16 protein-coding genes are annotated in these 16037 nt (G+C 28.7%); 1 reads left to right on the forward strand and 15 read right to left on the reverse strand.

Annotation, left to right across the window (positions count from 1 at the left end; genetic code table 11):
* Positions 1 to 112 precede the first annotated feature (112 nt).
* From CHL78_RS01065 to CHL78_RS01135, 15 genes are all read right to left on the reverse strand, one after another.
* Positions 113 to 1252: an AI-2E family transporter gene (locus CHL78_RS01065; protein WP_094368016.1), complete on the reverse strand. Its 1140-nt coding sequence runs from the start codon at positions 1250 to 1252 to the stop codon at positions 113 to 115.
* 143 nt (positions 1253 to 1395) lie between these two features.
* Positions 1396 to 1722, reverse strand: coding sequence for a CGGC domain-containing protein (locus tag CHL78_RS01070; RefSeq protein ID WP_094368015.1), 327 nt, complete (start codon positions 1720 to 1722; stop codon positions 1396 to 1398).
* A gap of 239 nt (positions 1723 to 1961) precedes the next feature.
* The gene (locus tag CHL78_RS01075; protein ID WP_094368014.1) at positions 1962 to 2321 is read right to left on the reverse strand and encodes a L,D-transpeptidase; all 360 of its coding nucleotides are present in this window, start codon (positions 2319 to 2321) and stop codon (positions 1962 to 1964) included.
* A 362-nt stretch (positions 2322 to 2683) separates the two neighbouring features.
* A complete protein-coding gene (locus CHL78_RS01080; RefSeq protein ID WP_094368013.1) occupies positions 2684 to 3028 on the reverse strand; it encodes a PqqD family peptide modification chaperone in 345 nt (114 codons plus the stop codon).
* Complete coding sequence (locus CHL78_RS01085) at positions 3018 to 4943, reverse strand: OPT family oligopeptide transporter (protein WP_094368012.1); 1926 nt, start codon at positions 4941 to 4943, stop codon at positions 3018 to 3020. Before CHL78_RS01085 ends, CHL78_RS01080 begins: the two co-directional genes overlap by 11 nt.
* A 426-nt stretch (positions 4944 to 5369) precedes the next feature.
* A complete protein-coding gene (locus CHL78_RS01090; protein WP_094368011.1) occupies positions 5370 to 5825 on the reverse strand; it encodes a GNAT family N-acetyltransferase in 456 nt (151 codons plus the stop codon).
* 26 nt (positions 5826 to 5851) lie between these two features.
* On the reverse strand, positions 5852 to 6628 hold the full coding sequence (locus CHL78_RS01095; RefSeq protein ID WP_094368010.1) for a sulfite exporter TauE/SafE family protein: 777 nt from the start codon (positions 6626 to 6628) through the stop codon (positions 5852 to 5854).
* Positions 6629 to 6758: 130 nt separating this feature from the next.
* The gene (locus CHL78_RS01100; RefSeq protein ID WP_094368009.1) at positions 6759 to 8165 is read right to left on the reverse strand and encodes a PTS transporter subunit EIIC; all 1407 of its coding nucleotides are present in this window, start codon (positions 8163 to 8165) and stop codon (positions 6759 to 6761) included.
* Between the two features lie 25 nt (positions 8166 to 8190).
* Complete coding sequence (murQ, locus tag CHL78_RS01105) at positions 8191 to 9093, reverse strand: N-acetylmuramic acid 6-phosphate etherase (protein ID WP_094368008.1); 903 nt, start codon at positions 9091 to 9093, stop codon at positions 8191 to 8193.
* Positions 9094 to 9107: 14 nt separating this feature from the next.
* Entirely contained in the window at positions 9108 to 9953 is an 846-nt protein-coding gene (locus tag CHL78_RS01110) for a MurR/RpiR family transcriptional regulator (protein ID WP_094368007.1), read from the reverse strand.
* Positions 9954 to 10172: 219 nt separating this feature from the next.
* Positions 10173 to 10919 carry an FAD-binding oxidoreductase gene (locus tag CHL78_RS01115; protein WP_094368006.1) on the reverse strand — a complete coding sequence of 249 codons (747 nt, stop codon included), beginning with the start codon at positions 10917 to 10919 and terminating at the stop codon, positions 10173 to 10175.
* A 156-nt stretch (positions 10920 to 11075) separates the two neighbouring features.
* Positions 11076 to 11366 (reverse strand): CD3324 family protein, encoded by a 291-nt coding sequence (locus CHL78_RS01120; RefSeq protein WP_094368005.1) that lies wholly within the window; start codon positions 11364 to 11366, stop codon positions 11076 to 11078.
* A 317-nt stretch (positions 11367 to 11683) separates the two neighbouring features.
* Positions 11684 to 12418, reverse strand: coding sequence for a class I SAM-dependent methyltransferase (locus CHL78_RS01125; protein WP_094368004.1), 735 nt, complete (start codon positions 12416 to 12418; stop codon positions 11684 to 11686).
* Positions 12419 to 12577: 159 nt separating this feature from the next.
* Positions 12578 to 13144, reverse strand: coding sequence for a hypothetical protein (locus tag CHL78_RS01130; RefSeq protein WP_094368003.1), 567 nt, complete (start codon positions 13142 to 13144; stop codon positions 12578 to 12580).
* 50 nt (positions 13145 to 13194) lie between these two features.
* On the reverse strand, positions 13195 to 14739 hold the full coding sequence (locus CHL78_RS01135) for an FAD-dependent oxidoreductase (RefSeq protein WP_094368002.1): 1545 nt from the start codon (positions 14737 to 14739) through the stop codon (positions 13195 to 13197).
* Positions 14740 to 14834: 95 nt separating this feature from the next.
* Between CHL78_RS01135 and CHL78_RS01140 the strand changes: the two genes are divergently transcribed.
* Positions 14835 to 15809 carry a tocopherol cyclase family protein gene (locus CHL78_RS01140; protein ID WP_094368001.1) on the forward strand — a complete coding sequence of 325 codons (975 nt, stop codon included), beginning with the start codon at positions 14835 to 14837 and terminating at the stop codon, positions 15807 to 15809.
* Positions 15810 to 16037 lie beyond the last annotated feature (228 nt).

Genomic DNA, 16037 nt, shown 5'->3' on the forward strand with positions numbered 1-16037 from the left:
AGATGTGTATAAGAGACAGTATAAGTATAGCTCAGCATATTTTAAGATTGTTTTACTGAACACTTATATAATATGTATAAAATAAAACTACTAGTATAAACTAGTAGCTTAATTAAGGTATCTTGATATCTTTACTCTCGAGTCTTTTATTTACTGATTCAGAAACTAAATCATATACTACACCTAAAAGTGGCATTCCTAATAACATCCCTAAAATTCCAAACAAATTACCTCCAACAATAATTGCTAATAATATCCACAGAGATGAAAGCCCTAAAGAATTACCTACTACTACAGGATATATAAATTTGCCGTCCAATTGCTGTATTGTAAGTATAGTTACTAAAAATAATATTACAGCTGTAGGCTTTACCATAAGTATTATAAATGCTGATATTGTTATTCCGACATATGTACCAAATATAGGTACAAAATTTGCCATTGGAATTAATATACTTATAAGTAATGCATATGGCATTTTTAACAATGTCAGTACAATAAAAAATACGGTTCCTAATATTAATCCATCTGTAGATTGGCCTAAAATAAATCTAGAAAACTTATGATTAGTAAGCTTAATAATATATATTATTCTCTCACACTTTTTTTCGCTAATATAAGCATACATTACTTTTTTAAATTGTAATGAAAGCTTTTCTTTACTTAATAATATATATATGGATATTATTATTCCTAAAAATAAATTCATAAAAAAGTTAGTTATACTCACTGTAAAGTTAAGTAAATTTGATATAATCATATTCGTAAGATCACCAACGTAAAGTAATGCTTTTTGAATTGCTGATGGTATATCAAACTCTATATTTTTAAGTACATCTAAATTACTTAGGTTGCTCGTTACGTATGTTTGTAATGAATTTATATAGTTTGGTATATTGTTAGTTAGTGTACTTACACTATCAACTAATTGAGGTACTATGTAATTCATAAATGCACTGAGTAATACTATTACTATTATTAATGTGGATACTAAAGCTATTATTCTGGACATTTTCTCTAATCTCTTATATTTTTTTCCTAAGGGTTTTATTATCTTATCTTCAATAAGCTTCATTGGAATATTAAGCAAAAATGCAATTGCTCCACCTATTAAAAATGGCTTAAATGCAGTTATTAATCTGCTAATAATATTTGGTACTAATGTAGGCTTTATTACTAGTACAAGAAATATCATTATATATGTTGAAATTATTAATTGATTCTTTAATTTTAAGTCTTTTAGTTTATTCATGTAGTGCCTCCTGAAAATAGTATAAATATACTACTTTATATTCTCGCTAAATTTATAACTCTTTATTATACAAAATCTATAACCCCATATATTGTAATATTAACTATGGTGTGTAGACTTAGTTTTATTATGCATTACTCCTATTACCTATGAGTTCCTTTTATTACTTTAAAACCTTCTCTTTCTAATAATTTTTCATGCTTACTGTAGTTATTGCACTCAACTTCCATACATAAAGCTAAGTGAATTGTATCAATATCTTTGTTCTTTAACTGTTTTATCTTATGATTCCAGTCTTCATCATCAGATATTGTTTCATTGCATCCACTGCAATAAAAAAAGCTCGATAGCTTTGGATTATTTTCTTTATATATTAAAAATGCATCTTTTGATTCATTATATGCATCAAAACATCCTGTTCCTGAACATTTGCCAACTAGTTTTCGACATGCCATTATTGCTATTGCCATATAACCCCTCCTATATTATCTACCTGATAATTTTCTAATAATTTTAATATATATTATTTTATATTTAAAGGTAGTAAATGTAAATATATGTTGCTAATTGAATATATACAATAAAAAACCGTATCATCAAGTTTTGATACGGTTTCTATACATCTATTAAATTTCTCTTCTGATTATTTTAAATTATTATTTTAGCTCTTTTTTCTTTAGTATTTACAAAATTGAGAAATAAAATGAAATTAGTGAATTACTATTGTACTACCTTCAGGCACATTGTCATATATCCACTGTGCATTTCCTGTAGCCAGTCTCACACATCCATGACTTATAGCCACTCCCAATCTGCTATCTTTTATATACAGTCCTTTTGCATCATATAGTATCGAGTGGTAATAGTAATCATTGACTATATTTGTAGCATATTTTACAGAAGTATTTTCATCTCCTATTGCTGGATATTTAATACCTACAGAAAAAACGCCTTTTGGTGTTGGTGTAGATGGTTTTCCAACTGTGCAAGCCCATTTATATAACATTTCCCATCGATTGTCTTTGTTTATATATATGCTAGTAAATCTTCCATTAGTAGAAGTAATCATTAAGTAACCTGTTGGGCTTATAATTTTATTATCATTTACAAATTGGTTGGTATCAGTATCAAACTTAGTATAATTTAATGAATCATTAACTCTTGACGTTTTATAATTTTGAATAACAATCCCTCCTTTACTTAATTTATAATTTTACTTATTAATAATAAAAAGCCTATATCTAAATTAAAGGATCTTGTATTCTTTTTATCTTATATAAAATACTATATAGTCAATAAAAATAGACTATGAAAATAAAAATTCGTTTTGCTCATATCATAATGACTGTGTCCATTGCTCAAGCTTATCAGTCAGTATATAAAAAACCACATTGACTGTTTTGCCAATGTGGTTTTAATTAATTTTAATTATTAATCTATTTTTTCAATATACTTGCAATTTACATCTATATGGTTTAGAAATAGTAATAATCTTTCATAAAGTGGATGCACTTTTTCTCCAAATTCAAGTTCCAAATTTTTTCCTATTTCATTAACAGTCTTTTTTCCGTCAATTTGTACAAATACAGCACTACTATATTCATCTAATGTAGTCTTTTTGTACAGAGGAATTTTAAATTTTAGTTTTCTAAAGATATTTTGAATCTTATGATCTTGTTTTTCAAGTATAGTGATTATTCCATCTTTATCTACTTCATATTCAACACAATCACAAATTTTAAATATAATATTTAAAACTTCATCATTATTTTTCATTCTTCTTCACTTTAGATCCCATAATTGGTATTATAGTAGCTATGACTAAAACTATTAATAACACTACAGCCATCATATTACTAGCAGCAAATCCTGTTGGAGTTTTAGGTGTTATAACACCTGTTACTTGTAATATTATTCCTATTAAACCTATTATAGATCCTCCAGCAACAAGTCCTGAAGATAAACTTATACCATTTGAAACTTTAACTTCTTTTTCCTCTGCACTTTTACACATTTTTTCAACGAATAAACGTATTAATGCTCCTACTAATATTATAGAAGTTGTTGATATAGGTAAATAGAATCCTATAGCTATAGTCATTATTGGTAGATTTAAGAAGAATAAGAATAAAGCTATAACAACCCCTACTATAATCATCGGCCAAGGTAAGTTACCTGACATTATACCAGAAGTTAATGTAGACATTAAGTTTGCTTGTGGTAAGGCAAATGGTGCATCTGCCCCTGTAATTGCTAATTGACTAGAAAGTAACATTATTGTTCCTGTAACAACAACAACACCTACTATACTAGCTATCACGAAACTATTTTGCATTTCCTTTTTACTTCCACCTATTATATAAGTTACCTTCTGAGACTGGCTATATCCACCAGCTACTGATATAGCAACAACCATAAATGCTGCAAATAATAATAGTGACTTATTATCAGCAAGGCTTGTCCATCCCATTATAACGAATACTAATGTTAATATAACTAATGATGCTATTGTCATACCTGATACAGGAAGATTTGATGTTCCTATTGTACCTGTTAAACGTCCTGCAACTATTACAAATAATAAAGATAGTATTAATGAAACTATAGCTCCTACTATAGCCATTTTAATACTTCCAGATATTACAAATGCTGCTACAAATGCTATTACAACACCACCTAAAAGTATTATCATTTCACCAGAATTACCTTCTGTGCTACCATCATTGCTTGATTTTGCTTTTAATGTTTCTTTTATTGAAACAACTATAGTTGGTATAAGTTTTAAAGCTCCTATTATACCACCACAAAGCATCATCCCTGCTCCTATATACTTAACATAACTTCCAGATATTGCATTAACATCCATTTGGTTAATGATTATTGAAGCATCATTCCATGAATTCATGTTATTTGCTGCCATATCAGTAAAGTAACCAATTAAAGGAGCTATACCAAAGTTAGATAATATAGATCCTGCAAACATAGTTAAAGATACTTCAAGACCTACTATAAATCCTATACCTAATAGTAATGGATTTACTTCTGTAGAGAATTTCCACTTATAGAATTTACTTCCTACAAAAGTCATAGTATTATTAACAACATTTAAGAATGAGCTTGTTAAAACATTTATTATACCACTTATTCCAAATCCAATTCCCATAAACTTTATAGCGTCTCCTGCACCTTCAGATGCAACTAAAGTTTCAGAAATAGCCATAGACTCTGGATACATAAGTTTTCCATGTTCTTCAACAATTAGGTAATTGTAAACTAATGATAGACACCCTATACCAAATAGAGCTCCACCTACACCTACTATTACTCCTTCAACAAAAGTAATTTTACTACCTATTAATATAATTGCTGGTAATACATAAATCATACCACTTGCTATAGACTCTCCACCACTTGACATACCTTGTATAATATTTTTACCAAGTATACCTTTATCACGAGCAAACGCTCCTATAAGCATTGAACCTATTATAGCACCAGGTATCCCTGCTGCAACCGTTAACCCTGATTTCATACCAGAGTAAGCAGTCGATGCCGCAAATAAAGCAGCTAATATTATACCTATTATCATAACTGCAAGGTTTGACCCTTTTTTAGACTTATCCGTTATATAAGGAACATAATCTTTTCCCGATACACCGCCATAAGCTTCTTTTGGTAATTTCTTTTCCATATCGAATTTTCCTCCTTTTTGTCGATTAAATCAATTATAACATGCCCTAAGCCTAATTCGACATATTTTTTCATGTTTTTTCATGTTTTTCACAGTATTTCTTTTGTTTTATCTCATAGTTATAATATTTTGAAAAATCATATGAGAAAATCCTATTTAAAAGCAAATTATGATATTTAAATTCATTACAGTTTTCGTATTGTAGCTTTAAATATTCATTGAGCTTCTATTTTGGGGCTTTTGTTTTTACTTTTTGTAAATACCTTACTTTTTATTCTTTTACTAAAATTTTATTTATATAAATATCTCCTCGTCTTCTTCAGGTTTTCACTTTTCATATCGTTCTCCATATAATATTGATAATACAAATATTATCTAAATAAAAAAATCTGGACAGATAATGTTGTTTATCTGTCCAGATTTACTTTATAAAAGTTCCATTTTTATAAATGTAACAGGCGTTCCAAATGATTCCGTATTCTCAAATCCTACTTCTATAAATCCAATTGATTTATACAAATAAATAGCACGTTCATTAAAATCAGCAACACGAAGAGTTATTTTTCCATCGTAATTATAATATCTTCGACCAAAATTCATACACTCTTTAACAAAGCATTTACCATAACCCTTACCTGTACCTTGAGGCCTTATTCCAAATCCAATTTCCATAATGTCCTTACTAAAGCTATATTCATATATACCAAATAAATCTTCCTTTTCATCCAGTACAGAGAAAAAATCCACTCCATTATCATCAAAGATTTCAGCATCGGCTTCATCTCTTGCATGTAATGGAGTATTATAAAATTCATAGGGCTTTTCATATTTCCAGTCTAAATAAGACACAGCATGACCTTTACTCATTTTTACAATTTTCATATAATAATCCCCCCAGTAACTTAATTTTATTTTATTATGTTATAAAAATTGAAACACATAATTATTATCATGCACCATGAAAATAGACTCTTTACATTTTTCATATTCATCTTACTCGATAAATAACTGCCTAAGAATCCTCCACTAATGCCTCCAATAATCATATAAATTAAGACTTCTAAATTATATACTCCAAGACCTTCACCTAACATAACTGATAAAATTTTTGAACCTTGTGAAAAGAATATTATAAATATAGAGTGAATAGAACTTTCTTTTGTATCCATACCTAATAAGTACATTAATACAATTACATTTAGTGGGCCTCCTCCTATTCCTAAAAATGAAGCTACTACCCCAAGTGTTACTCCAACCAAAGCACATGCAAATACATTTTTAACTTTAAATCCTTTAATCTTATCGTCATTTATATATAATATTAATACTATAAACATTAATAAAAATAAAACAACTGATTGAATTTTTTGAGCCATTACCTCATTATTTAAAATAGTTATGAATAAAGTAAATAGGTTCTTACCAATATTTCCTCCAAGTATAGAGCCAAGTGCAATAGCTACAGTCCTTTTTCCATCTAGCTTAACTTTGTTTTTTATATTCTTACCAAGTGAAACAACAGACATTGAAAAAACAGTAAAACTTGACAGCACACCAATAGTGGCTATATTATAATCACCTAGCATATCAAGCACAGGCTTTATTATAACTCCTCCTCCAAGTCCTGAAATAGCTCCACTTGTAGTTGCAATTAATCCTACTAAAAAATATATTAATATATTCACAAAACTTCACCTCATTGATATATGTATTTTTTATTTTACTTAATTAGTATAAAATAAATATAGAAAAAGAGCCATGTAAATAGCTCTTTTATAAAGTAACTTATATGTATTATATAATCTCAATCTTATCTTAATATTCATCTATTCCTTTTGGAACTGCAAAGAAGTAAGTAAATAAGAATCCTAGTACATAAGCAATACATAAACTTAAGAAGTAATAAAGCATTTTATCAGGAAGCATTATAGGTATTGCCGTAAGTCCTGCCGGTCCATATGCTATTGATGCAACCTTCATGTATGATGCAAATGCACCTGCAAATCCTCCTGCAATAGATGCTGTTATAAATGGTGTTCCTAGAGGAAGGGTAACTCCATATAATAGGGGTTCACCTATCCCTAATAAACCAACTGGTAAAGATGCTCTTATAACATTTCTTAACTTTTCATTTCTTCCTTTAGCTCTTAAATATATTGCAAATGCAGCTCCTATCTGACCAGCTCCTGCCATACATAATATTGGGAATAACGTTATACTTCCAGTGCTTTCAAGTTGTAATACATAAAAAGGAATTAATCCATGATGTAGTCCTACCATTAATAATGGTAAGAAACTTGCGGATAATATAAACCCTCCAACTATTGCCATAGGACCTTCTGTCATTATTAAAGTTTCTAACACTTTCATTATTCCATCAGATACAAATCCTGATGCAGGCATTATTATAAATATAGTTATCATACAAGTTAATAATATTGATATTAATGGAGTTAGTATATTATCAAATACATCTGGCATAACTTTTCTAACTCTTTTTTCAATAAACGCAAGTATAGCTACACTAACAATAACACCTATAATTCCACCCTTACCAGAGATTAGTATACTATTTAATCTGTTATCAGCATTAAATAAACCTAACATCTGAGATATGGTATCTATATTTGCACTTATAGTTATTGCCCCTATCATTCCACCTAGACCTTCTGTTGCACCAAACTCTTTTGCTGAGTTGATACCAACAAATATTGCTAGATATCCAAACAATCCATTACCTATAGTTTGTAAAAACGTTATCCAGATAGGTATTTCAGTAATACCTTGTGCTGCATATGTATTAGTAAAATATCCTGCTATACCATTACAAAGACCTGCTGCTATGATTGCTGGTATTAATGGAACAAATATATTAGCTACCTTTTTTAATGCTTGTTTAAATTTATTATCATTTTGTTTTCTTTTTTCTTTATTTTCAGCTACATAGTCTTTATCATTACTACTTGATTCACTATTAAACTTATAATTTTGATTTATATAGTCTCCTATTTTTCTACTTTTTCCAGGTCCTACTACTACTTGAATTGTACTATCTTCAACTACTCCAATAACACCATCAATATCTTGTAATTCGGTTATATTGACTAGAGCTTTGTCTTTTACAGTAGCTCTAACTCTAGTCATACAATTTGTTAAATTTGAAATGTTCTTTTCTCCACCTAAACCATCGACAATTTGTTTTGAAATCAATTCTAAATTCATGCCTTATCTCCCTCATTATGTTTTTCTATATTTCAGCCATTAATAGCCTTCTTACTGACCCTTCATACATATCTAGTTTTTCAATAGCTTCTTTGTATTCAACTTTTAGCATAATCATAATTATTGCACTCTTTGCATGTCCATTTGATTTACTTAAAGCATCTATTGCTTCTTCTCTACTACAATCAGCTATCTCGGTTACAATATTTATTGCTCTTTCATTTAACTTTTCATTTGTTATCTTAACATCTACCATTAAGTTACTATATACCTTGCCTAATGAGATCATTAATGTTGTACTCATCATTGTTAGCACTAATTTTTGCGCAGTACCTGCCTTCATTCTAGTAGAGCCTGTAACTACTTCTGGTCCAACATTTATTTCTATATTATTTTGAGCATACCTACTTATTAAACTACCTTTGTTACAAGTTAATGTAGCTGTCTTTGCTCCAACTTCATTTGCATACTTAAGACCTTCTTCAACATAAGGGGTTCTTCCTGATGCTGCTATTCCTATTAACATATCATTACTAGATAAATTAATATTTTTTAAATCACTTATACCTAGTTCTCTATTGTCTTCTGCATTTTCTACAGCTTTAATAAACGCTTTCTCACCACCTGCAATAAGACCAACTATTCTGTTGGGATCTATACCATATGTTGGAGGACACTCAGCTGAGTCTAGTACTCCTAATCTACCACTAGTACCAGCACCCATGTATACTATTTTCCCTCCATTTTTGTATGTATTTATCATTTCACTTACAACTTTTTCTATAGAATCTAATTCTTTTTCTATAGAAAAAGCTACTGTTTTATCTTCATTATTAATAGTTGTTATTACATCTTTAACAGACATTATATCAATATCTACTGAGTCTTTATTTCTTCCTTCTGTTGATAAATGCTTTATTTTTACCATACCAATTCCTCCCCTTATTTAATCCACCCTGTAATATTTCTACTTTGGGCTATGTTGTCCATAGATGTTTCATAGTTTTCTTTTACTAATCCTAAAAACATAATATCTATAATAGATAGCTGAGTTATTCTAGAGCTCATAGCTGATGTTCTAAAGAATGTTTCATCAGATACTACCGTCAAAACAATATCAGATATTTTAGCTAATGGACTTTTTTCATTTGCTGTAATTAAAATTATCTTTGTATTATTTTCTTTCAATGCTTCTGCAAGCTTTATAATTTCTTTTGTTTTTCCTGAATAAGAAATAAGTACACATACGTCATTTTCTTCCATTAATAAAGGCATCTGATAACTTATGTGCATATCATCACTGTATAAAGAGCATTTACCTATTTTTAAAAGTTTGTAATGCATATCTTTAGCAACAAGACCTGATGTTCCAATTCCTGCTACTAGTACTTTATTTGATTCATTAAGTATTTTTATACTTTCATTTAATAAATCTTCATTTAAAAATTCATAAGTAGCTTTTAACGACTTAATGTTTTCTTCAATCAGCTTTAGATATATATCATCTATAGAACTTTCAATTGATATATCGTTGTGAATCAATTGACTTGAATTATAATTTGACATACTAGATTCAATTAAAGACATCTTAAAATCGGTATAGCCTTTGTATCCAAATTTCTTTACAAATTTAACAATAGTAGATTGTCCAACATTTATTTGTTTGGCTAACTCACTAGAAGTGAACCCCTTTATTAATTCTGTGTTATTTATTATAAAGTCAGCAATTTTCTTCTCTGTCGCCGATAGGTCATTATACTTTGAATTAAGTTTTACTATTACACTCATGATAAATTATTCCTCCCGAATACATAATATATGATTTTTTATTCCAAGTCAATATATGTATTTACTATTTTTTATTTATTACTATATAAAATATTCTTGTATTTACACGAATCTATAAGCAATTAAGAATATTTTATTCCAAATTATTATTTTAAGCAAATAAAAAAGATGAAGTCTAATTACTTCATCTCCTTCTACTACATTACTTTTATTTATATTTTAACTAAATAATTCATAGTTGATACTATCTTTATCTACTCCTAACTCAAGTAAAGAAGCTTCCACTCCCTTCATAAATGGTGGTGGTCCACAGAAATAGTAATCAGCATCTAATGGAAGATTATTTTTTATCCACTCTGTGTTAACACGACCTATAAAGTCATAGTCTATCCCCTCTTGATCTTTGTCTAATGGATTAGAGTAAAAAATAGTATTCTTAAATCCTTTATCATCAGATATATACTTTATATCATCTTTAAAAGGATGTATATCTGAGTTTTGAACTGCTTGAACAAAATATATATCATCTCTTGTTTTTGACTCTTCATATAGCATTGATAAAAGTGGCGTTACACCTATTCCTGCAGATATCAATACTATCGGCTTATTCTTTGAGCTTTCCTTAATTGTAAATACTCCTGATGGTGCCATTGCTTCAATAGAATCCCCAATATTTAACTTATCGTGTAAATATGAACTTATTAATCCACCATCTATTTTCTTTACACTTATTCTATACATATTTTCATTAGAAACTATTGATAAGCTATATGTTCTTATTGCGTCCTTGTATTTTGAATCATCTGTTTTTATTTTAAATGGTAAGAACTGACCTGGCTTATGCTTAGCAAGCTTATCTCCATTTTTATCCTTAAAATAAAATGAAACTATTCCTGGACATTCTTCTACTCTATCTACTAATACTAATTCTTTAAATCCCATCCAACTTATATTTGATATACTCATATATTTTCCTCCCCAATATTATTAATTACAAAAGTAGTAATAATTACTATTATTAATATATTTATCCAGTATATCCCATTATAAACAATTATTTTAATAATTTATGGGAGTATGTAAAGTTACAATAATATAAAAAATCGATACTTAATTTATTAATTAAGTATCGATGGTATTATCTATTATCTTCTGCTGTCTTATTATTCTTCTAATACTATTTTCAGATAAATAGTATTCTTTACTAAGTTCTCTAACCGATAATCCTTTGGAGTACTTATTAAATATCTCAATATTTCTTTCTTTTAATTCTGATTTTAATCCGCTTGTTTCTCCCCAGACTTTTTTGTTATCAGATTTTCTTGGTATATATAAATAACCACCATCAATATATTCTTGAAGTAACTCAATAATATCTTTTGGTAATATATTTTGTGCTTTTTCATATTTCATAATCCTTGCTCCCATCTACTTTTTAGTTTTAAGTAAATGAGCAAAAACTGCACAAAACACTTTTAAGTATGCACTTTAAATACAGCTCCTAACAAATCATGTTTTGAATATTTACAGTCTTTGCTCGGAGCTTAATCCGGTAACTAATCTAAATTTAGATTTCATATATAATCTCCCTTTTATTTATGATTTGTAAATATATTATAGCATAAAATATTGTTAGTAAGTATTTAATCATAATCACATAAATATATTTTAAATAAAATAAAGCCCTATCATATATTTGTTGATACGGCTTAATACTTTATTATTAATCTTTATTTTTTTATTGCAGATATTAATAACATCATAGGACGACGTAATTCATCTTGCATTTCTAAACTCTCTTTTAGCATTGATTCCTGTGGCATTGGCTCTACAATACCTGTCATTTCAAATCCTGTTTTGATTAATGTATTTAAGTAAGTTGTCATTGTTTTATGATATTTCATAACTTCTTCACCTAAGAATACTGATTTACGAATGTCTTCAGTAAAATATCTATCTACAGGCCAGTGCGTTCTATTTCCATTCTCATCATAATACCAATCTTGTGTTCCTTGTGCTGTAAATATAGGATGTTCAACTGAGAAAACAAATGACCCTCCACTTACAATACAATTACTTACTCTATTACAAATGTCTTCAAATGACTTTATATAATGAAATGCTAACGAACTTATTACTACATCAAAAGAATCCTTAGGGTAGTCTATATTTTCTATTGCCATCTTTATATATTCAATAGCTTCAGAATGATTTATTCTTTTAGCTTCCTTAAGCATATTTTCTGATAAATCTATTCCAATAGCCGACTTTGCTCCATTTTCAATTGCATACTTGCAGTGCCATCCAAACCCGCAACCTAAATCCAAAACTCTCTTGTCTGTAAAGTCAGGTAACATCTTTTGAAGCTCATGCCATTCACCTGCACCTTTAAGTCCATTGACAGAACGATTCATTTGCTTATATTGATTAAAAAAATTATTATTATCGTATTTATTTTCCTTCATTCTTCCCCTCTCCTTTGTATAAGAATTCGCTTCATTTAAAAATTAAAATAAGATATGCTATATATCTACCTGATTATTTTAGCATATCTTATTTTTAAATTAGTGTGAATAAATGTTTCTGTAATGTTCTTAGTTATTTATAATTGATTCTTAATATTATTAGTATCTACTTATTTTTTTCATAGCGAAAGGCATCATTACTATTGTTCCAAGCAATCCATCAATCATATCAATCATAGTGTCATTTAGACCTCCTGCTTGAGTGTGCATACCAAGTAGATTATCAATACCAAACTCCATAATCTCCCAGAATCCACCTACTGCTACACCAAACATAAGTAAAAATATCACTATAAATACCTTACTCATATCTCTAATTTGCTTAGGAGTATTAAAGAAGTCTATTATAGACAATCCCACACTACAAGCTATAATTCCAGACCAAAAATGTAGGAAATCATCATAATGGTTTATATCGTAAAAATTATAGCAAGTTCCAAGTAAAGATGAGAACAATATAAATGCTACTAATACAACATACAGATTATTATTAACTAAATTATTTATTTTTTTATTACACATACGAAGTATAATTGTTGATATCAAACAAAATAATGTTATTCCAATATACATATACTCTTGTTTAATAATAAAGAATGCTAATGATCCTATATATATTAAATAAAGTAACCATGTAAAGACCTTTAGATATTTATTTTCTTTCATAGAATGCCCCCTTAATATTTCTAAAATTACCAGTTAATGTATTGATTATACTATATTAACTTAGGGTTTACATCATTTTTTCCTTTTCCATATAAATTTAATGGTTTTAAAGCAGGTCCCTCTAAAATATTTCCTTTGTAATCAAATCTTGAACCATGGCATGGACAATCCCAAGTCTTTTCTGCTCCATTGAATTTGAGTTCACATCCAAGATGAGTACAAGTAATATCTACTATATAAAGTTCACCCTTGTCATCTTTATATGCCCCATATCTTTTACCATCTATATTTACTATTTCTCCTTGGTTTTTTTCAAGTGTTGTCTCTTCTTTACCTGAACTTAACTTTCCTGATACATAGTTCATTGCTACATTTAGATTTTCAAGTACAAAATCTTTTGTCATATATACTCCAACTCTAGTTGGCTTGAATATATCTTCATAAATTGATGATTTCTTAAGTATTAGATTACTTATTAAGCTAGCAGCCATAGTACCATTAGTCATACCCCACTTAGAATAACCAGTTCCTACATATACATTTTCTTGCTTTGTATTCACATTACCTACAAATGGCATATCATCAAAGCTCATGCAGTCTTGTGCTGACCACTGATATTTGAAATCACTTAGATTAAATTTCTCTCTTGCAAACTGTTTTAAATTCTCATATATTTCGCCTTCTTTGCCACCTTGACCTACTTTATGATCTCCACCACCAAAGATTAATAATTTTTGGTTTTCACCTTCATAAGTTCTAAATGTCAATGAAGGTCTCTCAAGATTTATATACATTCCTTTGGGTAGGTCAGAGTTTAGTGTTGCTCCTATTAAGTAAGACCTTTCTTGATCTTCCTTAGCAAAATATAAATTAAGTCCATCATACCAAGGAAGGTGCGATGCTATTACTAGTTTTTTACACTCTATAGTATATCCATCTCTAGTTCTTGCTGTACAAACATCTCCTTTTTCTAGATCCTCTATAGGAGAGTCTTCATATATTCTAACACCAAGTCTCTCTACCACCTTTATTAATCCATCTAGATATTTTTTTGGATTAAATTGCCCTTGATTCTTAAAACTTAATGCAGCTTTAATATCAAGTGGTATATCCAATTTGTTGTGATACTCACAATCTATACCTATATCGCTACATATCTTATATTCATCTTGTATATCTTTTACATAATCATCTCTTTCTGTAAATATATAAGAAGAAAGTCTTTCAAAATGACAGTCTATTTTATTCTCTTTAATAATTTCTTCTATTAGGTTTAATGCACTTTCATTAGCTTTATAATAAAGCCTTGCTACATCCATTCCATATTTTTTGTTTATTTTTGAATACATATTGTCATGCTGAGCTGTTACCTTTCCAGTATTTCTTCCTGAGCTTCCATAAGCTATTTTGTCAGCATCTACAAGTACTACGTCTATTCCCTGCTTTGCTAATAAATAAGCTGTTGTTATACCCGTTATACCAGCACCAATTACTAGAGTATTAGCTTTAGTATTTTCTTTTAGAGATTTATAGCTTTTACCTTGAGAACTTAATATCCAATAAGATTCATTTTTATTTTCATATCGATTTTCCAATATACCTCACATCCATTCATAATATTTATGTATACTGGTATATTTTCTCCAAAATGAGCCATTATTATAAGGTAGAAAGAATTGGAGGAAAAAATATGAAAAATATAATCAATCCAGATTTATACCATGGCAGTAAAAAGAGTACAAACTTTTTTGAAGGATGGTATTTTAAAATAGTTGATAAAAATAATCTCTATAAATTTGCATTTATACCAGGTATATCTTATGGTGACTATCCTTGCCATCATCACAGCTTTATACAAATAGTAAATGGATATGATAATACTTATGATTACAAGAAATTTACTGAGAAATCATTTAGATTTAATAATGATAGATTTAAAATAAGTATAGATTCTAATACCTTCTCTTTGGATGGTATAAATTTGCATTTAAGGTACAAAAATAAATATATTATTGGTGATATAAAGTTTAAAAATATAGCAAAATGGCCTGATACAACTGTTAACCCGGGTAGTATGGGATTTTATAATTATCTTTCTTTTATGGAGTGTTATAGTCAAGTATGTATTTTAGATGGAGATATTATTGGTAGCTTAAATATAGATGGAAAAGTAGTAGACTTTACTGGAGGTAAGGTTTATGTAGAAAAAAATTGGGGTAAAAGCTTCCCTAAATCTTGGCTTTGGGTTCAAAGTAATAACTTTGATACGAAAAAAGTAAGTGTTACCTGTTCCCTAGCAACTATACCTTTTCCAGTTAAACATTTTCGTGGATTCTTAATCGGAGTCACTGTGGGTAATAAATTCTATAGATTTACTACTATAAATAATAGCAAGCTTAAATTAAACAGTATTGGAGAAGATATTGAGCTTGTTGTATCTAAGAAGAATCTTCGACTTACTCTAAAAACCTCCACAGATAAAGATGATTTTGTATTGTGTATGGGACCTAAAAATGGTCATATGATTCCACTTGTTAGAGAAACACTAAGTGGCAAAGTACATATGATTTTAGAAGATATAAAAATAAATAGTATAATTTTTGAAGGAATTGGTAAAAGTACTGGTGTAGAGTATGGCGGCGAAATGATAAATATCTTTGACTAAAAACATAAATATTCTACCCTTGGTTTAAGACGACATCTTGTTTATGACTAGCTATAAGTTTCCATTAGAAAAGCTATGAGTTTAGAACTTAACGTTCTAAGCTCATAGCTTTTTTGTTGTAACTTAACAACTTATCGCATTGATCTCATTATGGTAATTATACTATTTCATATTTTTTATGGCTATAGCAAAATCCAACTAATAGTTTATAGTTCTACATTTTTTCCC

It is taken from the genome of Romboutsia weinsteinii (genome assembly GCF_002250835.2).
Classification (GTDB): Bacteria; Bacillota; Clostridia; order Peptostreptococcales; family Peptostreptococcaceae; genus Romboutsia_A; species Romboutsia_A weinsteinii.

Bases quoted from the DNA above. Each gene is read 5' to 3' on its own strand.
- CHL78_RS01100 (WP_094368009.1), bottom strand. From the start codon at position 8,165: ATGAATTTAGAATTGATTTCAAAACAAATTGTCGATGGTTTAGGTGGA.
- CHL78_RS01065 (WP_094368016.1), bottom strand. From the start codon at position 1,252: ATGAATAAACTAAAAGACTTAAAATTAAAGAATCAATTAATAATTTCA.
- CHL78_RS01130 (WP_094368003.1), bottom strand. From the start codon at position 13,144: ATGAAAGAAAATAAATATCTAAAGGTCTTTACATGGTTACTTTATTTA.
- CHL78_RS01090 (WP_094368011.1), bottom strand. From the start codon at position 5,825: ATGAAAATTGTAAAAATGAGTAAAGGTCATGCTGTGTCTTATTTAGAC.
- murQ (WP_094368008.1), bottom strand. From the start codon at position 9,093: ATGGTAAAAATAAAGCATTTATCAACAGAAGGAAGAAATAAAGACTCA.
- CHL78_RS01080 (WP_094368013.1), bottom strand. From the start codon at position 3,028: ATGAAAAATAATGATGAAGTTTTAAATATTATATTTAAAATTTGTGAT.
- CHL78_RS01110 (WP_094368007.1), bottom strand. From the start codon at position 9,953: ATGAGTGTAATAGTAAAACTTAATTCAAAGTATAATGACCTATCGGCG.
- CHL78_RS01085 (WP_094368012.1), bottom strand. From the start codon at position 4,943: ATGGAAAAGAAATTACCAAAAGAAGCTTATGGCGGTGTATCGGGAAAA.
- CHL78_RS01075 (WP_094368014.1), bottom strand. From the start codon at position 2,321: ATGATTACTTCTACTAATGGAAGATTTACTAGCATATATATAAACAAA.
- CHL78_RS01125 (WP_094368004.1), bottom strand. From the start codon at position 12,418: ATGAAGGAAAATAAATACGATAATAATAATTTTTTTAATCAATATAAG.
- CHL78_RS01140 (WP_094368001.1), top strand. From the start codon at position 14,835: ATGAAAAATATAATCAATCCAGATTTATACCATGGCAGTAAAAAGAGT.
- CHL78_RS01115 (WP_094368006.1), bottom strand. From the start codon at position 10,919: ATGAGTATATCAAATATAAGTTGGATGGGATTTAAAGAATTAGTATTA.
- CHL78_RS01070 (WP_094368015.1), bottom strand. From the start codon at position 1,722: ATGGCAATAGCAATAATGGCATGTCGAAAACTAGTTGGCAAATGTTCA.
- CHL78_RS01120 (WP_094368005.1), bottom strand. From the start codon at position 11,366: ATGAAATATGAAAAAGCACAAAATATATTACCAAAAGATATTATTGAG.